This is a genomic window from Candidatus Arsenophonus phytopathogenicus (assembly GCF_056113345.1).
Window position 1 is genome coordinate 1,769,985 of the sequence record NZ_JBUIOB010000017.1, and the last position, 25,228, is coordinate 1,795,212.

General features: G+C 39.2%; 16 protein-coding genes and 6 pseudogenes. 20 read left to right on the top strand and 2 right to left on the bottom strand.

Going from position 1 to position 25,228, the window contains the following annotated elements:
- Positions 1 to 212: 212 nt before the first annotated feature.
- From purL to glnB, 6 genes and pseudogenes are all read left to right on the top strand, one after another.
- Positions 213 to 4,103 (top strand): phosphoribosylformylglycinamidine synthase, encoded by a 3,891-nt coding sequence (gene purL, locus AC01GB_RS13065; RefSeq protein WP_474452149.1) that lies wholly within the window; start codon positions 213 to 215, stop codon positions 4,101 to 4,103.
- Positions 4,104 to 4,970: 867 nt separating this feature from the next.
- Entirely contained in the window at positions 4,971 to 6,410 is a 1,440-nt protein-coding gene (locus AC01GB_RS13070) for a sensor histidine kinase (protein ID WP_474452150.1), read from the top strand.
- Positions 6,410 to 7,255 carry a two-component system QseEF-associated lipoprotein QseG gene (gene qseG / locus AC01GB_RS13075; protein ID WP_474452151.1) on the top strand — a complete coding sequence of 282 codons (846 nt, stop codon included), beginning with the start codon at positions 6,410 to 6,412 and terminating at the stop codon, positions 7,253 to 7,255. The genes AC01GB_RS13070 and qseG overlap by 1 nt, the downstream gene beginning before the upstream one ends.
- Complete coding sequence (gene glrR / locus AC01GB_RS13080; protein ID WP_474452152.1) at positions 7,252 to 8,589, top strand: two-component system response regulator GlrR; 1,338 nt, start codon at positions 7,252 to 7,254, stop codon at positions 8,587 to 8,589. The genes qseG and glrR overlap by 4 nt, the downstream gene beginning before the upstream one ends.
- A gap of 29 nt (positions 8,590 to 8,618) precedes the next feature.
- Positions 8,619 to 10,241: an NAD+ synthase gene (locus tag AC01GB_RS13085; RefSeq protein ID WP_474452153.1), complete on the top strand. Its 1,623-nt coding sequence runs from the start codon at positions 8,619 to 8,621 to the stop codon at positions 10,239 to 10,241.
- Positions 10,242 to 10,256: 15 nt separating this feature from the next.
- Positions 10,257 to 10,595 (top strand): annotated as a pseudogene (gene glnB / locus AC01GB_RS13090) (nitrogen regulatory protein P-II).
- A 109-nt stretch (positions 10,596 to 10,704) separates the two neighbouring features.
- Here the strand turns inward: glnB and hmpA are convergent.
- A pseudogene (gene hmpA, locus AC01GB_RS13095) lies at positions 10,705 to 11,913 on the bottom strand (NO-inducible flavohemoprotein).
- A 289-nt stretch (positions 11,914 to 12,202) separates the two neighbouring features.
- On the opposite strand from hmpA, the gene glyA reads away from it, so the two are divergent.
- Together glyA and AC01GB_RS13105 are read left to right on the top strand one after the other, a co-directional pair.
- A complete protein-coding gene (gene glyA / locus AC01GB_RS13100) occupies positions 12,203 to 13,456 on the top strand; it encodes a serine hydroxymethyltransferase (protein ID WP_474452154.1) in 1,254 nt (417 codons plus the stop codon).
- 280 nt (positions 13,457 to 13,736) lie between these two features.
- A complete protein-coding gene (locus AC01GB_RS13105; RefSeq protein WP_474452155.1) occupies positions 13,737 to 14,729 on the top strand; it encodes a 3-phenylpropionate MFS transporter in 993 nt (330 codons plus the stop codon).
- A gap of 324 nt (positions 14,730 to 15,053) precedes the next feature.
- On the opposite strand, the gene suhB is transcribed toward AC01GB_RS13105, so the two are convergent.
- Positions 15,054 to 15,857 (bottom strand): inositol-1-monophosphatase, encoded by an 804-nt coding sequence (suhB, locus tag AC01GB_RS13110; RefSeq protein ID WP_474452156.1) that lies wholly within the window; start codon positions 15,855 to 15,857, stop codon positions 15,054 to 15,056.
- A gap of 125 nt (positions 15,858 to 15,982) precedes the next feature.
- Here suhB and trmJ point away from each other — a divergent pair, with 125 nt between their 5' ends.
- From trmJ to ndk, 12 genes and pseudogenes are all read left to right on the top strand, one after another.
- Positions 15,983 to 16,711: a tRNA (cytosine(32)/uridine(32)-2'-O)-methyltransferase TrmJ gene (trmJ, locus tag AC01GB_RS13115; RefSeq protein WP_474452157.1), complete on the top strand. Its 729-nt coding sequence runs from the start codon at positions 15,983 to 15,985 to the stop codon at positions 16,709 to 16,711.
- 87 nt (positions 16,712 to 16,798) lie between these two features.
- Positions 16,799 to 17,284 carry a Fe-S cluster assembly transcriptional regulator IscR gene (gene iscR, locus AC01GB_RS13120; protein ID WP_474452158.1) on the top strand — a complete coding sequence of 162 codons (486 nt, stop codon included), beginning with the start codon at positions 16,799 to 16,801 and terminating at the stop codon, positions 17,282 to 17,284.
- 81 nt (positions 17,285 to 17,365) lie between these two features.
- Positions 17,366 to 18,541 carry an IscS subfamily cysteine desulfurase gene (locus tag AC01GB_RS13125; protein ID WP_474452159.1) on the top strand — a complete coding sequence of 392 codons (1,176 nt, stop codon included), beginning with the start codon at positions 17,366 to 17,368 and terminating at the stop codon, positions 18,539 to 18,541.
- A 63-nt stretch (positions 18,542 to 18,604) separates the two neighbouring features.
- On the top strand, positions 18,605 to 18,982 hold the full coding sequence (gene iscU / locus AC01GB_RS13130; RefSeq protein ID WP_474452161.1) for a Fe-S cluster assembly scaffold IscU: 378 nt from the start codon (positions 18,605 to 18,607) through the stop codon (positions 18,980 to 18,982).
- Between the two features lie 96 nt (positions 18,983 to 19,078).
- Entirely contained in the window at positions 19,079 to 19,402 is a 324-nt protein-coding gene (gene iscA, locus AC01GB_RS13135) for an iron-sulfur cluster assembly protein IscA (protein WP_474452162.1), read from the top strand.
- A 92-nt stretch (positions 19,403 to 19,494) separates the two neighbouring features.
- Positions 19,495 to 20,015: pseudogene (hscB, locus tag AC01GB_RS13140) on the top strand (co-chaperone HscB).
- Positions 20,016 to 20,025: 10 nt separating this feature from the next.
- Positions 20,026 to 21,879, top strand: a pseudogene (hscA, locus tag AC01GB_RS13145) (Fe-S protein assembly chaperone HscA).
- Between the two features lie 2 nt (positions 21,880 to 21,881).
- Positions 21,882 to 22,215, top strand: a pseudogene (gene fdx, locus AC01GB_RS13150) (ISC system 2Fe-2S type ferredoxin).
- Between the two features lie 28 nt (positions 22,216 to 22,243).
- On the top strand, positions 22,244 to 22,444 hold the full coding sequence (gene iscX, locus AC01GB_RS13155) for a Fe-S cluster assembly protein IscX (protein WP_474452410.1): 201 nt from the start codon (positions 22,244 to 22,246) through the stop codon (positions 22,442 to 22,444).
- Positions 22,445 to 22,611: 167 nt separating this feature from the next.
- Positions 22,612 to 23,906: pseudogene (gene pepB, locus AC01GB_RS13160) on the top strand (aminopeptidase PepB).
- A gap of 92 nt (positions 23,907 to 23,998) precedes the next feature.
- The gene (locus tag AC01GB_RS13165) at positions 23,999 to 24,433 is read left to right on the top strand and encodes an enhanced serine sensitivity protein SseB C-terminal domain-containing protein (RefSeq protein WP_474452163.1); all 435 of its coding nucleotides are present in this window, start codon (positions 23,999 to 24,001) and stop codon (positions 24,431 to 24,433) included.
- Positions 24,434 to 24,765: 332 nt separating this feature from the next.
- Positions 24,766 to 25,191, top strand: a complete 426-nt coding sequence (gene ndk, locus AC01GB_RS13170) for a nucleoside-diphosphate kinase (protein WP_474452164.1) — start codon at positions 24,766 to 24,768, stop codon at positions 25,189 to 25,191.
- Positions 25,192 to 25,228 lie beyond the last annotated feature (37 nt).

Genomic DNA, 25,228 nt, shown 5'->3' on the forward strand with positions numbered 1-25,228 from the left:
GGCCAATTTTTTAAGAGCCCGACATTTTGCTTAACAAAAGTAGAATTTGCAACTTAATTTAATATATTTTACATATATTTAACATTTTCAGATGTGTGATAAATGTGCACGCAAACGGTTTCGTAACGGTTCATGATGCTTTATAATAGCCTTCCAGTTTTCCTGATACATATCCTTCAGGCCAGCTTTATAAGTTAAGAGAATCTATTACTATGGAAATTCTGCGTGGCTCACCCGCTTTATCGACATTTCGCATTACTAAGCTTCTTTCCCTATGCCAGCAGCAGCAACTACCGGTTACTGACATTTATGCTGAATATGTACACTTTGCTGAACTTGGTGCGCCATTAAATCAGGATGATCGACAAAAACTAAGTCAATTGCTTCATTATGGTCCTTCATTAACTGAGCAACAGCCTTCTGGCCAGTTACTCTTGGTGACTCCTCGACCAGGCACTATTTCACCCTGGTCTTCAAAGGCAACGGATATTGCTCATAACTGTGGATTACAGCAGGTTATCCGGCTTGAGCGTGGAATTGCTTATTATATTATTTATTCCTCGCCATTGGATATATCACAATTGGATGATTTATCTGTCATTTTGCATGATCGGATGGTTGAAACTATTTGGACTTCTTTCGAGCAAGCAAAATCACTCTTTATGCACCATAAGCCGGCACCGATGGTGACGATAGAAATATTAAAAAACGGTCGTCGTGCACTTGAATTGGCAAATATTGAATTAGGCTTAGCGTTAGCTACAGATGAAATTGATTATTTAATGGATGCCTTCCAAACATTAGAACGGGATCCAACGGATGTTGAACTCTATATGTTTGCGCAAGCTAATTCAGAACATTGTCGCCATAAAATATTTAATGCCAGTTGGGTTATTGATGGTAAATCACAACTTAATTCTTTGTTTAGTATGATAAAAAATACTTATCAACAAACGCCAGATTATATTTTATCAACTTATAAAGATAACGCTGCCGTAATGGAAGGATCGAATATTGGGCGTTTTTTTCCTGATCCAGTAACCGGCAAGTATGATTATCATCATGAAAATGCTCATATTTTGATGAAAGTAGAGACTCATAACCACCCAACAGCTATTTCTCCTTGGCCTGGTGCTGCCACCGGTTCAGGTGGAGAAATACGTGATGAAGGGGCAACAGGGTGTGGTGCAAAGCCTAAAGCCGGTTTAGTTGGATTTGCTGTTTCTAACTTACGTATTCCAGGTTTTAAACAACCTTGGGAACAAAATTTTGGCAAACCACAGCGTATTGTTAGTGCGCTTAATATTATGCTTGATGGGCCATTGGGTGGCGCCGCTTTTAATAATGAATTTGGCCGACCCGCTTTATTAGGTTATTTTCGCACTTATGAAGAGCTAGTGAATAGTCATAATGGAGTAGAGTTACGTGGTTACCACAAACCGATTATGTTAGCAGGCGGTATAGGTAATATTCGGGCAGAACATATTAAAAAGGGCAATATTCCAGTTGGCGCTAAATTAATCGTATTAGGTGGCCCATCGATGAATATTGGGCTGGGAGGTGGCGCCGCTTCATCGATGACTTCAGGGCAGTCTGATATTGATCTTGATTTCGCTTCGGTGCAACGTGATAACCCTGAAATGGAGCGTCGTTGTCAAGAGGTTATTGATCGGTGCTGGCAGTTGGGAACTGATAACCCAATCCTATTTATTCATGATGTTGGCGCTGGTGGGCTTTCTAATGCTATGCCTGAGTTAGTGAATGATGCTGATCGAGGCGGAATATTTGAACTACGTCAAATATTGAATGATGAACCAGGCATGGATCCTCGTGAGATTTGGTGTAATGAATCTCAAGAGCGCTATGTATTAGCTGTTTTACCTGAACAACTTCCCCTATTTGAGTCTATCTGTCGTCGAGAACGCGCGCCATATGCTGTTATTGGTGAAGCGACGGAAAATCGCGATCTTGTTCTTAATGATAGTTATTTTACTAACCAGCCTATTTGCATGCCGCTAGATATTTTGTTAGGTAAAATGCCTAAAATGCTACGTGATGTTAGTTCTCAATTTGCTGCCGGTAAGCCGATTAATCGAGGAATGATAACCTTAACCGAAGCAGTTAAACGGGTATTACATTTGCCAGCTGTAGCAGAGAAAACTTTTCTGATTACTATTGGTGATCGCAGTGTTACCGGAATGGTGGCTCGCGATCAAATGATTGGTCCTTGGCAGATCCCGGTTGCTGATTGTGCGGTCACGACAGCTAGTTTAGAAAGTTATTATGGCGAAGCTATGTCGATCGGTGAGCGATCACCCATTGCGCTATTGGACTATGCGGCATCTAGCCGGATGGCGGTTGGAGAAGCTTTGACCAATATCGCTGCTGCTTATGTTCAGGACTTAAAACGGGTGAAGCTTTCCGCTAATTGGATGGTAGCAGCGGGACATCCTGGTGAAGATGCCGGTTTGTATCAAGCGGTGAAGGCTATTGGTGAAGAGCTATGTCCGGCATTAGGTTTAACCATCCCGGTTGGTAAAGATTCGATGTCAATGAAGACCACCTGGCATGATGGCGAAGAGATTTGTGAAATGACGGCGCCGCTTTCTGTGGTTATTACCGCTTTTTCTCGGGTTGAGGATGTTCGTCTGACGGTTACACCTGAACTGAAAAGTGATCAAAATAATGCATTATTATTAATTGATCTCGGGCAAGGTCATAATGCATTGGGAGGTTCAGCACTTGCACAGGTATATCGGCAAATAGGTGATCATGCCCCGGATGTCCGTGATGCTAAATTATTAACCGGTTTCTTTAATGCAATTCAGGCGCTTATAAAAGAACAAAAATTATTAGCTTACCATGATCGTTCCGATGGTGGCCTATTTGTTACATTAGCAGAAATGGCATTTGCCGGTCATTGTGGTTTAGATATTGATATCAGTCATTATGATAAAGATATTCTTGCTGCTTTATTTAGCGAAGAATTAGGGGCAGTCATCCAGGTCAAGCAAGCGGATAGGGAAATGGTGGAAGCATGTTTGGCCGAGCATGGATTGGCTGGGTGTGTACAGTATCTTGGTACGGCAATTAAAGACGATATTGTTACTATCAATAGTCACGGTAGAAAAATTTACCGTGAAAAACGTAGCCAATTGCGTTTATGGTGGGCTGAGACTACCTGGCAAATGCAACGTTTACGTGATAATCCTGCGTGTGCAGATCAAGAACACCAGGCTAAACAAGATCTGACAGATCCTGGATTGAATGTAAAAATAAACTTTGATCCAGCAGATGATATTGCAGCGCCTTATATTATGGCAACCCCGTCACCTAAAGTGGCTGTTTTACGTGAACAGGGTGTCAATTCCCATGTTGAAATGGCGGCCGCATTTCACCGTGCAGGTTTTACTGCCATTGATGTGCATATGAGTGATTTGTTAGCAGGCAGAGTAACACTCGCTGATTTTCAGCTATTAGTTGCCTGTGGCGGCTTTTCTTATGGTGATGTATTGGGGGCGGGAGAAGGCTGGGCAAAATCAATTTTATTCAATTCACGCGTACGTGACGAATTTGCGGGCTTTTTTACTCGTTCTGATACTTTATCATTAGGCATATGTAATGGCTGTCAAATGATGTCTAATCTCAATCAGTTGATTCCAGGTGCTGAACATTGGCCACGATTTGTACGTAATCGTTCAGAACGCTTTGAAGCGCGTTTTAGTTTGGTAAAAGTGATGGAAAGTCCTTCACTATTTTTACAAGATATGGCTGATTGTCAGCTACCAATAGTGGTATCTCATGGTGAAGGTCAAGTTGAAATGCGAGATATTGCGCATCTTGACCAGTTGGAAAAAAATCATTTAGTCGCGCTACGTTTTGTTGATAGTTATGGTCAGGTTACTCAGCAGTATCCAGCAAATCCAAATGGATCGATTAATGGTATTACTGCATTGACCAGCTTAGATGGGCGGGCGACTATCATGATGCCGCATCCGGAGCGAGTATTTCGTACAGTTACCCATTCATGGCATCCGCCAGAATGGGGCGAAGATAGCCCCTGGATGCGTATTTTTCGTAATGCGCGGCGGCAGCTGGGTTGATATTGATATAAATATTTTTCCCTATGGCTAATTCAAGTAATAAAAACTTGGTTAGTCATAGGAGATAAAATGTAGTTTTAGTTTTTGCGCGGTTGATTGAAAATAAGTAAAAAATAAATTTCATTATGAGCTAAATTTAGCTGAAATTTGATGTTGATTATTATTTAAATTTGCTTATTAAATCTTATAACTGTCGTCAATTAGCTAAGTGATAAAAATAAGTTGTCTCTAATTGGAGACATTTAATTATATGATTTTTTTGTTAGTATTTTATTCATCCAATGAAATGTCTCTAATTGGAGACATTTTTATTAAAAATCATGGCATTAAATTTAATGAAAAACCATTTTAAATGCTTAAGAAATTTATTTTATATTAAATTTTAATAAGTTAATAAAATTTTTAAAAAGTTGGCATATAAGGTGCATATTATATTGGGCAGTCGCTCATTCAACTTTTTATGTTGGTCCCAATATAGAGGGATGCACACCACATAAGCCAGGAATGATGCCAAAAGTCAGGTGCCTACCGTCCATCAGCATGATATTTGCTTATAAACAAGCTTTATCAAACATCGGGCGACACGTGGAGTGAGGCACCATCTATTAAAAATTCGCTGCTCTCCTCGCCAATATCGGTGGGGCGCAGTGAATTATTTAATAAAGTATTTATTGCTGCTTAAGCGCATGAATATTATTTACTCTCCTTGCCTTATTTCCTTATTAATTAAAATGTTACCCTCAATTTTGGTGATTAAAAGACTGTTTTTCACATAATAATCAAATTAGAAATTTTTTATTAAATCGGCAGGCAAATTCACTATCGAATATAAGTTCTGTTACCATAATAGTATGAATAGGTAATGAAATGATTTCTTTGAATAAGTGGCATTCTTTTCCGCGTTCACTACGCCAACTGGTGGTGATGGCTTTTTTATTGGTTCTTTTGCCATTATTAATATTGGCATACCAGGCCTATCAAAGTTTAGATCAATTGAGTAATCAAGCGGCTGATATCAACCGTACCACTTTGCTTGATGCTAGGCGCAGTGAAATCATGACGAGTACTGCGCTTGAAATGGAGCGTAGCTATCGTCAATACTGTGTGTTAAACGATCAAACTTTTGCTGCTCTATATAAGAAAAAACGGCAAGAATATAGTGAGATGCTAGCTCGCCAAATGACTATTTTGCCTGATAGAAACCAAATCACGACTATTCAAACCTTACTGGAAGATCTCTCCGATTTAAAATGCGAAAATAACTCACCTATCCCGGCAATGGCGACGGCACTTGAACGTTTTTCGGTTACCAACAATCAGTTAGTACAATTAACACGTGATGTTGTATTTGGACGAGGTACGCAATTGCAGAATGCAATTGCTGAAAAAGGTCAATATTTTGGTTGGCAAACGCTAATTGTGTTTTTATTGAGTGTATTATTAGTTGTGTTGTTTACTAGAATGATTATTGGTCCGGTTAAAGCTATTGAGCGTATGATTAATCATCTTGGGGCAGGAGGAACACTTTTCAACAGACTTGAACGTTTTAAGGGCCCTAGTGAGTTACGTTCATTAGCTCAGCGTATTGTTTGGTTAAGTGAGCGACTGAGCTGGTTGGAATCACAACGGCATGAATTTTTACGTCATATTTCTCATGAATTAAAGACACCTTTAGCCAGTATGCGTGAAGGGGCTGAACTATTAGCCGATGAAGTAGCAGGGCCTTTGACTTTAGATCAACGAGAGGTTGTCGCTATTTTGGATAATAGTAGTAAACATTTGCAACAACTCATTGAGCAATTATTAGACTATAATCGTCAGTTAGCCGATGGGCCAGCACTGATTCAGCAAATTGATTTAACCAAGTTAGTGGCAAATGTGGTTTCCTCACATAATCTAACGGCTAGAGCTAAAAATATTCAAACTGAAATTGAGTTAAATATTACTCATTGTTGTGCAGAGCCAACTTTTTTGGCAAGAGTGATCGATAATCTCTATTCTAATGCAGTGCACTACGGTTCTGAATCGGGTAAGATTTGGATAATAAGCAATGAAACTGATGATAAACTCCAAATCGATATCGCTAATACAGGAACACCTATCCCAGAATCTGAACAAAATATGATTTATGAACCTTTTTTTCAGGGATCTTTATTGCGTAAAGGGTCAGTAAAAGGGAGCGGGTTAGGATTAAGCATTGCCCAAGATTGTATTAAAAGAATGAATGGTCAATTGTTGCTTATTGATTGTCAGTTTGCTGATGTTTGTTTTCGTATTGAGCTACCACTAACCACAGAGTATGAATAATGCCAAATTGGTCTAATTACAACGCCCTAATAGCCGCAGGGATAATGCGGAAAACATGGCATATTGCATCTGCGAAGCTAAGTTGTGGGGGATTTTTTTCCACTAAATGGAAAGTAAAGTTAACAACACTTCTTTTACCTTTTTTATTAATAGCTTGTAGTAAATATCACCATCCAGTACCACTGGATATGATAAATGAATCGATACCAATAGAGGAACGTATAACAGATTATCGCTATGTTACTTGTGAAAAAATATGGAATATAGATAGTGAGAATGCTTCAGATAATCCGCTTTACTGGATGAGAATTGTTGACTGTGCTAATCGATTGAATAAAGAGCAAGCAGCTTTGATGGCTAAAACGATTCAGTTAATTAATTGGCAAAATGTTTTTCGACATAATATTTTACTCGATGTTGCAGAGCCAACCGTCACTGCCCGGCGTCAAATGATTGATAATTTGAATATTTATAGTTTGCAGTTCCCTTCACCTATTCGCCCATTGTTAGAATTATGGCGTGAAAAGCAAATTCAGATTGTTAATGTTGAAGAAGTAAATGCTAAATATTTACGTTTACAACAAGAGAGCGATAATAAACTAGATTGTTTAGCTGAACAAAAGGCTCATCTAACCTATGAATTAAATATTGTCTCACGTAAGTTGGAAAATCTGACCGATATTGAACGACAACTTTCTTCACGCAAACAGCAGGAACAAGCTGTTTCAAGTGGAAAAATGGATAAAAGCATTACCAATTCAACAGCAAATAGCGCAGAGCCGAAAACGACAGATGTGATTAAAGAGTCTCATCAGTTTGATAAAAGGGGAGAAAATCCCCAATGACAGTGCATAAATCAGCCAATCTATTATTGGTAGATGATGATCCCGGTCTATTGAAATTATTGGGTATGCGTTTGACTAGTGAAGGATTTAAGGTGGTTACCGCAAAAAATGGTGTGGATGCCTTGAAAATTCTAGCAAAAGATAAAATTGATCTGGTTATCAGTGATTTGCGTATGGATGAAATAGATGGCATGGCACTTTTTGCGGAGATACAGAAACAGCAGCCAGGCATGCCGGTCATTATTTTAACGGCGCATGGTTCAATCCCTGATGCGGTAGCGGCAACACAAAGAGGGGTATCGAGTTTTCTCACTAAACCGGTTGATCGTGATGCCCTCTATAAAGCGATTGGTGAAGCCTTGGCTATGTCAATTTCCGTTTCTGATGAAAATTGGAGTGAGGAAATTGTCACTCGTAGCCCGATAATGCTTCGTTTATTAGAACAGGCACGTATGGTGGCGCAATCTGATGTTAGTGTTTTAATAAATGGGCAAAGTGGTACTGGTAAAGAAGTGTTGGCACGAGCAATTCATCGTGCTACTCCTAGAGCTAAAAAGCCCTTTATTGCAATTAACTGTGGGGCTTTACCTGAGCAGCTTTTAGAATCGGAGCTGTTTGGTCATGCCAAGGGCGCTTTTACCGGTGCGGTTACACATCGTGAAGGTCTATTTCTCGCTGCGCAAGGTGGGACACTATTTCTCGATGAAATTGGTGATATGCCTTTGTCTCTTCAAGTGAAACTATTGCGGGTTTTGCAAGAACGTAAAGTGCGGCCTTTAGGCAGTAACCGTGATTTGGATATTGATGTTCGAATTATTTCAGCGACCCATCGTGATTTACCAAAGGCAATGGAAAAAAATGAATTTCGGGAAGATCTCTATTACCGTTTGAATGTGGTAAATATCAAAATTCCTACCCTTAATGAGCGTTCGGAGGATATCCCTTTATTAGCAAATCATTTGTTAAAGGAATCAATAAAGCGTCATAAACCTTTTGTGCGTAGCCTATCGAGGGATGCAATGAAATGTTTAATGGCGGCAAGTTGGCCGGGTAATGTAAGGCAATTAGTTAATGTTATTGAGCAGTGTGTTGCATTAACAACCGCGCCGGTTATTAGTGAAGCATTAGTCATTCAGGCGCTGCAAGGCGAGAATACAGCATTACCTACTTTTGTTGAGGCTCGCAATCAATTTGAGCTTAATTATTTGCGTAAATTGTTACAAATGACAAAAGGTAATGTTACCCATGCCGCGCGTATGGCAGGTCGAAACCGAACGGAGTTTTATAAGTTATTAGCCAGGCATAAACTGGATGCTAGTGATTTTAAAGAATAATTTTTATTATGTCTGGAGAATGAAATTTTATGAACCGAACGCTGAATATTGCACTAGCACAATTAAATTGGCTGGTAGGTGATATTGAAGGCAACTGTGAACGCATGTTGCAGGAAGCTAAGGCTCAACAGTTACAGGGGGCAGATCTTATTCTGTTTTCGGAATTAGCTTTAACTGGCTATCCGCCCGAGGATTTACTTTTTCGGCCGGATTTTTACCAACGCTGTAGCAAACAGCTTGATCGTCTGAAAGACGCTAGTCAAAATATCGCCACTGTTGTTGGTCATCCATGCTGGCAAAACGAAAAATGTTATAATGCATTGTCATTTTTCTGGCAGGGGCAGTTAGTGGCGCAATATTTTAAGCAACAATTGCCTAATTATGGTGTTTTTGATGAAAAGCGTTATTTTCATTCAGCTAACGAAACTTGTGTAATACCATTTAAAGGTTATAAGTTAGGTTTTTTAATTTGTGAAGATGTCTGGTTTGATGAGCCAGTTGATGCAATTAAAGCCCAAGGAGCTGATGTCCTCATTATCATTAATGCTTCACCTTACAATCATGAAAAGCCCCATATTCGTTCAACATTATTAAAATCACACTGCCAAAGAACCCAATTACCAATTGTCTATTTAAACCAGGTTGGTGGACAAGATGAGTTCATCTTTGATGGCGGATCAAAAGTATTCAATGGCAAGGGTGATATAACGCATTATTTAGCGCAGTTTGCTGAGCAAGTTCTCCAGTGTAAATTTAATGATGATGAACCATTGCCAGTGGCTAATTCAGCAAAAACTTTATCACCAATAGCCCAGGTTTATGAAGCATTAGTCATGGCAACCCGTGACTATATCAATAAAAATGGATTCTCTGGCGTTATTTTGGGATTATCAGGCGGAATTGATTCAGCTTTAACCTTGGCTATTGCAGTAGATGCTTTAGGTAAAGATAAAGTTCAGGCAGTAATGATGCCTTTCAAATATACCGCTGAAATGAGTATCCATGATGCCAAAGGGCAGGCAGCATTGTTAGATATTGAATTTGCGATAATATCTATTGAAGCTATGTATGATGCATTTATGGCAGGTTTGTCACCATTATTTATCGGCATGGCGCCCGACACAACCGAAGAGAATTTGCAGGCTCGCTGTCGGGCTATCATTCTGATGGCAATATCGAATAAGCTTGGCCGTTTAGTATTAACGACCAGTAACAAAAGTGAGTCCGCCGTTGGTTATACCACTCTTTATGGTGATATGGCCGGCGGGTTTGCGGTGCTTAAAGATGTACCAAAGATGTTAGTATTTGAGCTAGCAAAGTATCGAAATACGATTTCACCAATCATCCCTCAGCGCGTGATCGAACGGCAGCCTTCTGCTGAGTTAGCGCCAGGGCAGCTCGATCAGGATAATTTACCCCCTTATGCTGTATTGGATGCGATCCTGGAAGGTTATGTTGAACAGGATAAATCGGTCAGTGAATTAGTTGCAGCTGGATTTGATGAAGTAACAGTTCGTAAAGTGATCAAGTTAGTTGATATTAATGAATATAAACGGCGTCAGGCACCGATAGGTCCGCGCGTTACAATGCGAAATTTCAACAAGGATAGGCGTTACCCAATTACTTCGGCTTTTGGTCGTAAAAACTGGTGATAATAGGATAATTTGATGAAAAAAATTGATGCAATTATCAAACCCTTCCAGTTGGATGATGTAAGAGAAGCTTTAGCAGATGTCGGCATAACCGGAATGACAGTGACGGAAGTAAAAGGGTTTGGCCGCCAAAAAGGTCATACAGAACTTTATCGTGGTGCAGAATATATGGTTGATTTTTTGCCTAAAGTAAAAATTTAAATTGTTGTTCCGGACGATATTGTTGACAGTTGTATTGAAACGATAATACAGACGGCACAAACAGGAAAAATTGGTGATGGCAAAATTTTTGTTTATGATATTGCTCATGTGATCCGTATTCGAACCGGCGAGCAGGATGAAGCGGCTATTTGATTTTAAAGGGTAACAGATGGTTGAAAGTTACAAAGGAGTTGATATGGAATCTGTAACTTTTTGTTCCACCTGTTACCACTAACCCTGGTTTTAGGGAGGGTTTTAATTATTATTGTTCATTTCCCTCAAGAACTTTATGTGGTCCAAAAACACTCATAGTGGATGTGACTGGTATTTACTCCCATGGCGAGCAACTGTTTGGCAATAAATTGCATAAAGTTGACTGGACCACAGAAGTAATAATGCATATTTTTAAGATTAAGCTGCTCTTTTACTTTTGACAGCTCCATTAACCCTTGGTATTGGTACTGTTCTTGTGGTCTGTCTTGTTATCGTGGATTGTTATACCAAACGGCACTGAAGCCATGAGTAAAATTGGTTAATTTATTTTTTACTTCATTAGCAAAGCGTGATGTCCACCATGCTCTGTCGCGTGTAGCCAATTCAGTGGTGCTTTATGTTGTTGCTGATGTAACTTTTCCAACATACTTATCATCGGCGTTAAGCCGACACCGGCTGAAATTAGTGTTACTGGTGTATCGGCATTAACGGCGAGAAAAAAATCACCACAGGGTGGTGCCAGTTTGACGGTGTCACCTTCTTTTATCTCATTATGAAGATAGTTTGACACACTTCCTGTTTCTTCACGTTTTACAGCGATACAATAAATTTTGCCATTAGGTGCATTGGTTAATGAATATTGCCGAATTTGTTGATTAGTGAGTTTTTCATTATCCTGTAGGTAAATAGTTAAATATTGTCCAGGGCGGAAATCGACTACTTCATTACCATCTTCTGGAATAAATTGAAAACTGGTGATCGTTTCGCTGCGCGGGATCTTTTTAGCCACTTTGAAATGACGTAAACCTGGCCAACCTCCGATACGCTCTTCATTTAGTTTGGTAGATCTGCTCTTCACGGTTAATAAAGATATCGGCTAGTACGTGAAAAGCTTTAGCCCAGGCATCAATAATTTCTTTTCCAGGCTGAAATAGCTCATCAATGGTATGCAATAGATGTTGACCTACAATCGAATAATGTTCAGGTTTTATATTCAGACTGGCATGTTTTTGGGCGATTTTTCAATGGCAGGCAGTAAGGCTGAAACATTATCAATATTGCTGGCAGAGAGGCAAATGGCATTGAATAAAGCTTCTCTTTGTTCACCATTAATTTGATGACTCATGTTGAAAATATCTTTTAATTCAGGGTTATGTTGCAACATACGCTGATAAAAATGAGCGGTTAATTTAGGGCCGGTGGAGACAATAAGAGGAATAGTTGATTTGACGGTCGCGATAGTTTGAGTATCTATCATATAAAGTTCCTAAGTTTTGGTCAGAGTTTATAAGTTACATTTAATATGCAACTTAAATTGTTTAATGTTAAAAGTAAATAATTAATTGTAAAACTGAGATTGAATTAGCATATTTTAATTGGCAACAAAATCGCTATTGAGAAATGTTTTTATTTGATAATTCGGATGTGGCAATCGTTTGCGTAATTTTTTATTTTTGGGCTATCTCAGTGAGCTAAAAGAGTTTACACTGTGTGATAGTCATTTAGTTGAATAAAGATTTAAAATGTGGCTGAGTCAGGAGAAGTAAATGTTAAAGCGTGAAATGAATATTGCAGATTATGATCAAGAACTATGGCAGGCAATGGAAAATGAAGTTAAGCGTCAGGAAGAGCATATTGAGTTAATCGCTTCAGAAAATTATACCAGTCCAAGAGTTATGCAGGCTCAAGGTTCGCAACTTACGAATAAATACGCCGAAGGATATCCTGGTAAACGTTATTATGGTGGTTGTGAATATGTTGATATTGTCGAACAACTCGCTATAGATCGAGCAAAAACTTTATTTGATGCGGATTTTGCTAATGTTCAGCTCCACTCAGGTTCACAAGCTAATACCGCTGTTTATATGGCTTTATTGCAACCTGGTGATACGGTATTAGGCATGAATTTGGCACATGGTGGACATTTAACCCATGGCTCACCCGTCAATTTTTCCGGTCAGCTTTATAATATCGTTCCTTATGGTATCGATGAAGAGGGTAAAATTGATTACGACGATATAGCCACTCAGGCACAAAAGCATAAACCTAAAATGATCATTGGAGGTTTTTCTGCTTATTCAGGCGTGGTTGATTGGGCTAAAATGCGTCAAATTGCAGATAGTATTGGTGCTTACTTATTTGTTGATATGGCACATGTCGCTGGCTTGATCGCTGCTGGCGTTTATCCTAACCCTGTTCCTCATGCACATGTCGTGACGACCACTACCCATAAGACTTTGGCTGGCCCTCGTGGTGGTTTGATCTTGGCTAAAGGTGCTGATGAGGCGTTTTACAAAAAACTAAATTCTGCCGTATTCCCTGGTGCTCAGGGTGGTCCGTTAATGCATGTTATTGCTGGTAAAGCGGTTGCATTAAAAGAAGCGATGGAGCCTGAATTTAAAACTTATCAACAGCAAGTGGCTAAAAATGCGAAAACGATGGTGGAAATTTTCATCAAACGTGGTTACAAGGTTGTTTCTGGTGGAACTGAAAACCATTTATTTTTATTAGATTTAGTGGATAAAGGGATCACAGGTAAAAAGGCAGATGCTGCGCTGGGTCGCGCTAATATTACCGTCAATAAAAATAGTGTACCGAATGATCCTCAGAGCCCATTTATTACTTCAGGTATTCGTATTGGTTCACCCGCCATTACTCGTCGTGGTTTTAAAGAAAAAGAATCGGCTGAATTGGTCAATTGGATATGTGATATTTTGGGTAAGATTGATGATGAAAGCGTGATCCAAAATGTAAAACAAAAAGTATTGTTGATTTGCCAACGGTTTCCTGTTTATGCATAAATAAGTTAAAATTTAGTCATCTGTTTTCGGCCCGTTTTAGTTGTTAACTGAAACGGGCTTTTTACATCGATAATCAAATGGGAATAAATAATGATTATTCCATCAACACGTTGGCTTGCTTTAGATTATTTTACTTATTTTTTTTGCTTATGGCATTTTTTGCCTTTTATCGTGATTTGGCTAAATGGTGAAGGGTTTGGGCTGATATAATCGGTATCTTGCTAGCCGCCGGCCTTACCGCTCGTTTTATTGGTTCTTTAATGATCGCACCGATAGTGAAATGAGCCTATCACCTAATTACGACTTTGCGTCTATTTGCTGGCTTAACGCTGCTCTTTGCTGTTGGATTTACCGTAAGTTCACATTGGTTATGGTTATTATTTATCATGTTGGCTTTCAATCTCTTCTTTTCACCGATGATACCTTTAACCGATGCGTTAGCCGCGACTTGGCAAAACAGTTAACATTTGATTATGGAAAATTAAGGGTTTGGGGTTCGATTGCATTTATTATTAGCGCTTCTTGGATCGGTTATTTAGCGAATAGCGGAGGACATAAAATAATTATTTACGCATTACTTGTCAGTATAATCATTATGCTGTTGGCGATGTTATTACAACCTACAGTTATGCCTAAAGCCACTTATCGCCAAATGGTTAATACAACTATATCATTGAAGCAATTATTAGCCGATAGCTCAGTCTGGCGTTTTTTACTGTGCATTACCTTATTAAAAGCTTCTCATGCGGACTATTATGGTTTTTCTTCAATTTATTGGCAAGAAGTGGGTTATTCCGATGGTATTATTGGCCTGTTATGGCCTTTAAGTATTGTTGCTGAAGTGATTGTGTTTACCTTTAACCATGTCCTTTTCCGTCATTGGCAGGTAAGTGGATTATTATTGTTATCAGCTAGTTGTGCGGTTGTTCGTTGGGGATTAATGGCCTATTTTACCACTTTACCAATACTGATAGTTAGCCAACTTTTACATAGTGGTACTTTTACTGTTTGTCATCTAGCGGCAATGCGTTTTATTAGTGCACGTAGCGAAGGTGAAATTATTCCGCTGCAAGCATTTTATTCGGCATTTGGACTAGGAGGTGGTTTAGCGCTAGTGACAATTGTGGTAGGTTTTGTTTATGAACATTTACCTTTTCACCATAACTGGGTATTTTGGTTAATGGTATTGATTGCCATTCCAGCACTATTTATTCGCCCGAATAAAAAAAATAACATCATTAAATTCGATGGAATAGCCAAACAATTAAGTTAAAGTTGTTCATTTAATTTGAATAACAGATAAATATTAACCAACTATGCAGATAAAAATTTTTATATTAAAACTAAACAAGCTGGCTAATCATTAAAATATCCCTTAATGTCTGAAAAAGGAATAGGGGTTTTATATCCAATTAAGCAATAAAGCACCGACAACAAGAGTAAATATTGAAAATATTTAGCGGGTTTATTTAACTAATTAAAACCATGGTGAATTTTTACCATTTGCAGCCTTCACCAATTAGTAAATGACAAAGTTACGCCATCAAGACATTATTAACTCAATATAACTTTGGCTATTGCTTTTTAAGCACATTGTTTAGCATTTCAATGGATCGCTTAACTCGGTCTGCATTTCTAGCACCATTTTTTTCACTATCCTTGGACTGCCAGCTAGCAGATTGCCAGAGGTGAGATAATTATGTCCGCCAACGAAGTCGGTTACAATTCCACCGGCTTCACGCACCAATAGTTCTCCAGCCATAAAATCCCACGGTTTTAAGCCAATCTCAAAAAAGCCATCGACACGATCAGCAGCAACATAAGCTAAGTCCAAAGCCGCTGAACCTGTGCGGCGAAAATCGGCGCATTTTTTAAATAGTTTAGCGACAATATTAATATATGCAGTTGCATGTTGTTTAGCTTTGAAAGGAAAACCCGTGGCAATAATTGCCCCTTCTAATTCATTATTATTTTTAAGACGAAGGCGGTAACCGTTTAATTGTGCACCTTGCCCACGTACCGCAGTAAATAGCTCATTAAGCATAGGATTATAGATAGCGGCGATTTCTGTACGGCCGTTAATACGTACTGCGATGGAGACGGCAAAATGGGGTAAGCGTTTAGTGCAATTGGTTGTGCCATCCAAAGGATCAATAACCCACTGAATATCATTTTTTTCACCAAGTATTTGACCACTCTCTTCGGTAATAATGGTATGAGTAGGATAAGATTTTTGAATGACTTCAATAATGATTTGTTCTGCTTTTTTATCAATATTGGTCACGAAATCATTTTGGCCTTTTGCCATTATTTCGATAGAGTCAGGTTTTTCATAGCTTTTAGCAATAAAGTTACCTGCTTGGCGAGCTGCCCGTATAGCAATAGTTATCATTGGATGCATGGGTTATTTCCACTGGAATGTTAAAGAACAAGGTTTAAGCAAGTTCGGCAGTATAACAGAGATTCGTCAACATGACTATGATTGTGGTAGAATAGCCTGATTATTAACACCAAATAAAGAGAATCATGCTAGAAAATATTCGCATTATTTTGGTTGAAACCTCGCATACCGGAAATATGGGATCAACTGCCCGTGCGATGAAAACGATGGGACTAACTAATTTGTACTTAGTTAATCCAATCATATTGCCGGATGCACAGGCTATTGCATTATCAGCTGGCGCCAGTGATGTTATTGGTCAAGGGACTATCGTGAAAACATTAGATCAAGCTTTGCTTGGATGCAGCTTGGTAATTGGAACGAGTGTGCGCGATCGTGCGTTATCATGGCCACAGGTAACGCCTCGCGAATGTGGCGAAAAAACTGTCCGCCAGGCAATAAATTCTCCGGTGGCTATCATTTTTGGCCGCGAACGAGTTGGTTTAACAAATGAAGAACTACAGAGATGCCAATATCATCTTCATATTCCAACCAACCCTGAATATGGATCACTCAATTTAGCCATGGCTGTTCAATTGATCAGTTATGAAATTCGTATGGCATACCTAGCAATAAATGAAAAAAAATCCTCGGTAGATAATGAAGATAGGGTACAATATCCGCCATTTGAGGATATAGAACGATTTTATAACCATCTTGAAGCAGTGCTTAATGTATCTGGATTTATCAGAAAGCGTCACCCTGGGCAAATCATGAATAAATTGCGACGTTTATTTACTCGAGCGCGTCCCGAAGTGCAGGCACTCCATATTTTGCGTGGTATTCTCACATCAATTGAAAAATGGCATAAATAATAGTTGAGTGAATTACTAGATTAAATAGTTAACTAAAACATTCTGGAATGACACAATTTTTGTCACATTTAACTATGGGGATATATTATGAGACTCACATCTAAAGGACGCTATGCAGTAACAGCCATGCTGGATGTGGCATTGCATTCAAAGACAGGGCCTGTGCCATTGGCTGATATATCGGAACGTCAAGGCATTTCTCTTTCTTATCTTGAGCAACTTTTTTCTCGACTTCGCAAAAACGAACTGGTTTCCAGTGTTCGTGGCCCTGGCGGCGGATATTTATTAGGTCGGGAAGCGAAAAATATTTTTATCGCTCAAGTGATTTCTGCTGTTGATGAGTCTGTTGATGCCACTCGTTGTCAAGGAAGAAAAGAAGGATGTCAAGGAGGAGAGCGTTGTTTGACCCATGCACTGTGGTGTGATTTAAGTGACCGTATTACCGGTTTTCTTAGTAGTATTAGCTTAGAAGAATTGGTCAATAATCAAGAAGTTGTTGATCGTCAAGATAACGATAAACACCATGTGAGAGCGATTCATCAATCCGAACCCATTATTAATATACGAGCATAAATTGCACGGTTCTACAAAATAGAATAATTGCAAAGTGATAAAATTTTGAGACGTTTTTCGTCTTATGGAGCTAGTAAGTTAATGAAACTACCGATTTATTTAGACTACTCGGCGACTACACCGGTTGATCCTCGTGTTGCTGAAAAAATGATCCAGTGTATGACAATGGATGGCAATTTTGGTAATCCATCATCGCGCTCTCATGGTTTTGGCTGGCGGGCTGAAGAAGCTGTTGATATTGCGCGAAATCAGATTGCTGAATTAGTCAATGCGGATCCGCGTGAGATTGTTTTTACTTCAGGAGCGACTGAATCAGATAACCTGGCAGTGAAAGGGGTTGCCAATTTCTATCAGAAAAAAGGTAAACATATCATTACCAGTAAAACTGAGCATAAAGCGGTTTTGGATACTTGCCGTCAACTTGAGCGTGAAGGTTTTGAAGTGACTTACCTTTCACCACAAAATAGTGGTCTTATTGATTTACATGAACTTGAAGCGGCTATGCGTGGTGATACAATTTTGGTTTCTATCATGCATGTCAATAATGAGATTGGAATCATTCAAGATATTGCCTCTATTGGCGAACTTTGCCACAATAGAGGAATTTTTTTTCATGTTGATGCTACCCAAGCGGTCGGTAAATTACCGATTGATTTGAGTAAACTAAAAGTTGATTTAATGTCTTTCTCAGCACATAAACTGTATGGACCAATGGGAATAGGTGCACTTTATGTGCGTCGTAAACCCCGTATTCGACTTGAAGCCCAACAACATGGCGGTGGTCATGAACGAGGCATGCGCTCAGGAACATTACCTGTCCACCAAATTGTAGGAATGGGCGAAGCTTATCGGATTGCTAAAGCAGAAATGGCGGTAGAGTCTGATAGATTAAATGCTTTACGCCAACGTTTATGGAACGGCATTAAGAATATTGAAGAAGTTTATCTTAATGGCTCCCTGGTAAGTGGTGCACCTCATATTCTGAATGTCAGTTTTAACTATGTAGAAGGTGAATCATTGATGATGGCACTCAAAGATTTGGCTGTCTCATCAAGTTCCGCGTGTACATCGGCAAGCCTCGAACCTTCATATGTACTAAGGGCATTGGGAATGAATGATGAGTTAGCTCATAGCTCAATTCGTTTCTCCTTTGGTCGATTCACCACAGAAGAAGAAATCGATTATGCCATCCAGCTAATCCATAATGCGATAGGTCGGCTGCGTGATCTTTCTCCGCTATGGGAGATGTATAAGTAGGGTGTCGATCTTAATAGCATTGAATGGGCTCATCATTAATAGACGGATTAAGGAGTTTACAATATGGCATATAGTGAGAAAGTAATTGATCATTATGAAAATCCACGTAACGTAGGTTCGTTCGATAATGATGATCCAATTGTGGGCAGTGGGATGGTAGGGGCACCTGCATGCGGTGATGTCATGAAGCTTCAGATCAAAGTTAATGACGCAGGCATCATCGAAGATGCGCGTTTTAAAACTTATGGTTGTGGTTCGGCCATTGCCTCTAGTTCATTAGTAACGGAATGGATGAAAGGTAAGACACTGGATGAAGCGGAGACTATCAAAAATACGGCTATTGCAGGAGAATTAGAGCTGCCTCCGGTTAAAATTCACTGTTCTATTTTGGCAGAAGATGCGATTAAAGCCGCCATTGCAGACTATAAAAATAAACGGTAAAGCAAATAATTAATATAAAAATCCCTTTTAGGCGTGATGTTATTTTATTTTTGTTTATAGTATCCGCCTGCACTGGTTTTGATTGAGAGGTGTTGTATGTTAATTTTTCTAACAGAAAATGCTGCAGAGCGTATTCTGACTTTCTTACATAACCGAGGAAAAGGTGAAGAATTACGTTTAGGCGTTAGGACTTCTGGCTGCTCAGGCATGGCTTATATGCTTGAATTTGTTGATATCATTAACGAAGACGATACAGTATTTGAAGACAAAGGCGTAAAAGTTATCGTTGATGGTAAAAGCATTGTTTATCTCAATGGGACAGAATTGGATTTTGTTAAAGAAGGTCTTAATGAAGGTTTTAAGTTTAACAATCCTAACAGCAAAAATGAGTGTGGCTGCGGTGAAAGCTTTAACGTATGAGAATTTATTTATTATTTGTTAAGTCCAAAACTAAATAGACGACGTGATAAATTTTTTAACCGTCTATTTAATATTTTCAACTTAGAGCATTTATGGATTATTTTCCCCTTTTCGGTCTGACATTTTCATATTCTATTGATCTTGAGCAATTAACTTACCGTTATCAGGAATTACAGCGCCGGTATCATCCTGATTGCTTTGCTAACCAATCTGAAAGCGACAAAATATCTGTACTGCAACAGGCTGCGACAATTAATACTGCTTATCAAGCCTTGAAGCACCCTTTGAAACGTGCTGAATATATGCTCACTTTATATGATTTGATATCAATAATGAGCAATATACTATGCATGATACAGCTTTTTTGATGGAGCAGCTTGCGCTACGTGAAGAATTGGAGTGTATCGAAAACCAGTGTTCAAGTAGAAGAGGCATTAGCCTTGTTTTCCTCTAGTTTAGTTAAAACAATAAAAAGCTACTTACAGGAAATGGAAAAACAATTAAATAGTGACAGTGGATAAATGCAGCTGATACTGTTCGGAAGCTTCGTTTTCTTGATAAGTTGCAGCAACAAGTTGAACAATTGGAAGAGCGCTTATTCAATCGTTTTTAGAGTAAATTTTATGGCATTATTACAAATTAGTGAGCCGGGCATGTCGTCGATGCAACATCAGCACCGTTTAGCCGCTGGTATTGATTTAGGTACCACAAATTCGTTGATTGCAACGGTTCGCAGCGGAAAAGCGGAAACACTGCCTGATCCAGCAGGATATGAATTGCTACCCTCAATAGTTAGTTATCAACCAACGGGTATTACAGTAGGCAAGCAAGCGCAAGCAAAAGTAGAACAAGATCCGGCTAATACCATTATTTCAGCTAAGCGCTTATTGGGCCGCTCACTGGCTGAGATCCAGCAACGTTATCCTAATTTACCCTACCAATTGACAGCAAGTAAAAATGGCTTACCGCTGATCCAGACAGCCATAGGGCAAATTGATCCTATTCAAGTTTCTTCTGAGATATTAAAGTCGTCGGTGCAGCGGGCAGAAGAAACATTGAATGGTAGATTAGACGGTGTAGTAATCACTGTGCCTGCTTATTTTGATGATGCACAACGTCAAGGAACTAAAGATGCGGCGCGGTTGGCCGGATTACAGGTATTACGTTTATTGAATGAACCCACTGCGGCTGCTATTGCCTATGGTTTAGATTCACAACAAGAGGGTATCATTGCTGTTTATGATTTGGGTGGTGGTACTTTTGATATTTCCATTCTTAGGTTAAAGCGTGGCGTATTTGAAGTTTTGGCAACAGGCGGAGACACGGCATTAGGAGGTGATGATTTTGATCATCTACTGGTGGATTGGGTATATCAACAAGCGGGTATTGCTGATCGCCAAGATCATCGCCTACAGCGACAGATTTTAAATATAGCCAGCCAGGCTAAAATAGCATTAACGAATTGTAGCCATACTGAGATTGAAATTAATGGTTGGGCGAGGGGTTTTGTCAAGGGAGCCGCTAAACACATTAATTCGGCCATTGATCAAACGCACTTTATTAACCTGTCGTCGCGCATTGAAAGATGCAGCGCTTGATATCGATGATGTTTTACAGGTCGTCATGGTGGGGGGTTCGACGCGTGTACTGTTGGTGGTTTCTATGGTTAAAGAATTTTTTGGCCTTACACCATTAACTTCAATTGATCCGGATAAAGTTGTTGCTATTGGGGCGGCTATTCAGGCAGATATTTTAGTTGGTAATAAACCTGATAGTGAAATATTGCTACTGGATGTTACTCCTTTGTCGCTTGGCTGAGAAACCATGGGTGCCTGGTTGAAAAAGTGATCCCACGCAATACGACACTGCCTATCGCTAAGGCACAGGAATTTACTACCTTCAAAGATGGGCAAACAGCCATGACATTTCATATTGTCCAAGGAGAACGTGAAATGGTTAATGATTGTCGTTCGTTAGCGCGTTTTACCCTACGTGGGATACCGCCACTAGCTGCCGGCGGAGCGCATATTCGGGTCGTTTTTCAAATAGATGCAGATGGATTATTGAATGTCAGCGCAGTAGAAAAGTCAACTGGTGTTCGTTCATCAATTCAAGTTAAACCTTCATATGGTTTAACCGATGAAGAAATTGCCAATATGATCACTGATTCAATCACTAGTGCTCAAGATGATATGGTAGAGCGTCGTCTTGCTGAGCAGAAAGTTGAAGCTGCTCGGGTAATAGAAAGTTTAATGGCTGCATTAAAACAAGATGCGCATTTATTGAATAAAGAAGAAAAAGCAGCAATTGATAATGCTGTAAATAAATTAGTTAACTGCACACAGGAAAGCTCCTCCCCTGTCGCGATTGAAAATGCAATTAAACAACTGGATAAGCAAACACAGGATTTCGCTGCCAGACGTATGGATGTCTCTATTCGTCAGGTATTATCAGGTCATTCTGTGGACGAGATATAATAATGCCGAAAATAATTTTTACCGTATAAAGAGTTATGCCCTGAAGGGGCGGTTGTGGAAGTCGAGAAAGGTGAATCAATTCTTAATGCTGCTTTACGTAGTGGTATTGATATTGAACATGCTTGTGAAAAATCTTGTGCTTGTACTAGATGCCATTGTATTGTTCGTGAAGGTTTTGATTCACTGGAAGAAAGTTCTGAGCTAGAGGATGACATGCTAGATAAAGCATGGGGGTTAGAGCCTGAAAGCCGCTTAAGTTGTCAGGCTATTGTGACTAACGAAGATCTGGTAATAGAAATTCCTAGATATACGATCAATCATGCCAGAGAGCATTGATCCTTATATTTAATTGCAGGAGGGGATGGTGAGTTTAAAGTGGACTGATAGCCGTGCAATTGCAAAGGCACTCTATGATAAATATCCTAATATTGATCCGCAAACGGTTCGTTTTACCGATATGCATCAATGGATTTGCCAATTAGACAATTTTAATGACAATCCGCAAGCTTCAAATGAAAAGATCCTAGAAGCCATTCTATTAATATGGCTTGATGAATATCAATAATGACTGATTAAAGCAATCAATTACATATAAAGCTGAGAATTGCCAGCTTTTTTATTGCTATCACTCATCGTGCAATTTATTAACTCATGATAACCTCTATAATTAATATCTTATATTTATCAATTATTCCATAAACACAATATGACAAACTAAGGTGGGAAGAGGGAATGGAAAAGCAGATCATGCAAGTCTCGCTATCTTATCAAGCAGCGGCGCCTTGTTGGGGAAAGAATGCATTAATCAGTTCTAGTGAACAAGGGATAGTCATTCATCTGAAGCCACAAGCAAAACTGTGTGCCATCCAGAGTGCTGGTCGTAGATTGGACAGTCAAGGCATTCGTCATGTGCTGTTAGCAGGTAATGACTGGGACTTGGAAAAAAATTGGGCATTTTGGCAAGGTTTCAGAGCACCTAAGGGAGCGCGTTCGATTGAATGGTCAAATTTATCTGAAAATGAAAAAAAGAGCTACAGTATCGCATCCGAATTATTGATTGGGTACGCGATATTATTAACGCACCGGCTGAAGAATTATCGCCTGAACAGCTGGCTCAGCGTAGCGCTGATTTATTATGTGAAACAGTAAAAGATAATATTAACTACCGTATCATTCAGGGTGAAGAGTTAGCCAAACAGAAATATAGCGGAATTTATACTGTAGGCCGTGGCTCAAGCCGCCCACCTGCATTATTAGTGCTGGATTATAATCCAACTGGCAATTTAAAAGCACCGGTATTTGCTTGTTTAGTAGGAAAGGGAATTACGTTTGATTCTGGTGGTTATAGCATAAAGCCATCTTCATCAATGAATTCAATGAAAGCCGATATGGGTGGGGCAGCTATGCTAACTGGAGCGTTAGCCTTAGCAATAAGCCGAGGTTTAAAACAACGAGTAAAACTTTTCCTCTGCATTGCCGATAATATGGTTAGTGGTAATGCCTTTAAATTGGGTGATATTATTCGCTACCGTAACGGCAAATCTGTTGAAATTATGAATACCGATGCGGAGGGAAGACTGGTTTTAGCAGATGGATTGATTGATGCTTGCAAAGAAAAACCAGCATTAATTATTGATGCTGCTACGTTAACTGGCGCTGCCAAAATCGCGGTAGGTAACGATTATCAATCGGTATTGAGTTTTGATGACAAATTGGTGGCTGAATTGATGTCAGCAGCAGAAATGGAAAATGAACTCTTTTGGCGATTACCTTTAGCTGAATTTCATCGACGCCAATTACCTTCTGGACTTGCTGATCTCAATAATATTGCATCACCTTCTCATACTGCGGGCGCCAGCACCGCTGCTGCTTTCTTATCTCATTTTGTTGAAAATTATCATAAGGGGTGGTTACATATCGATTGTTCGGCGGCTTATCGTAAATCTACTGTGAATTTATGGGCGGAAGGTGCGACTGGCATTGGCGTCAGGACGATTGCTAGACTATTGCTAAAAAAAGCAAAATAGCGGTTATTTGGTATGATTATTTACCCAGAAATATTATTTCCACGGGTAAATAATTAGTTAGCAAAAGAGTATTAGTTAGGAAAGAAGCTAAAATGGCAGCTGATAAAATTAATCAAGCCGCTCTGATGACTACCATAACGGTGCCAGGCGGTAGTGTCATTAAATTGCGCATACCTGAAACTATGCCGCAACAATTAATCAATGTGCTATGTCAATTTTTCCAACAACATAAAATCATACGCCGTGCTTTTTTACTGCAAGCGGAGGATGATACTGCAGTAGAAGCGTTGGTTATGCTTATTGCTTTAGAAATTAATATTGGCTATGAAAAAGAAGGGCAACTATTAATTCCGCAGTTAGGAAGCATGGCGCTTGATTATCTGGAAGCTAATCAGTCAGTTGATTTTTATTTTTTGCAACCGAATAGTACAGGTATCGATCATTTTATTGTGCGCAATACGCAGCCATTTTATCAACGTAAAATAGGGGGCTGGTTGCGCAGCACCATTGCTGTTAATAATTGTTAAATTATGTCACCCATTATTCCCTTATTTATACCCCGCTTTTTTTATATTTAAATTTGTTTATGCCTAAATCCTAAAGAGAATTGGGCAGATTATTGTTTGTGATCATGTCTGGTGTTTTAAGTTTTATAAAAATGTGATTTAAGCTAAAGAAATAAAAAATTGTATAAAAAAAATTAACAAAATTTATCGTTAAGTGGGCAATTGAATTGCCAATATTTATAATAGCTAGCTATTTTGCCTTAATAAAATGATGACAAATCTTTTTCTTGGCGGGAAGAATGGATGCAAGGCAAAAATATCCTGATGAAAAATAACAGCAAAGAGGATTTCTAATGACAATACAACGCACGTTTTCCATTATTAAGCCAAATGCAGTTAAGAAAAATGCTATTGGTGCGATTTATGGCCGGTTTGAGCAAGCTGGATTCGAAATTATTGCTGCTAAAATGGTGCATTTAAGCGAAGAACAGGCAGCTGGATTTTATGCTGAGCATCAAGGTAAGCCTTTTTTTGCTGGATTAGTCGAGTTTATGACCTCAGGCCCTATAATGTTGCAAGTTTTAGCCAGTGACGATGCTATACAGCGCTATCGTGATTTGATGGGCGCAACGGATCCCGCTAAGGCATTGCCAGGGACATTACGTGCTGATTATGCTGATAGTTTTACCGAAAATGCAGTCCATGGTTCAGATTCTGTCGCGTCAGCAGAGCGAGAAATTGCTTTTTTCTTTACTGATGACGAAATTTGTCCGCGTTAACAAACAGAAATAGGATATTATTAGCAAAATATTAATA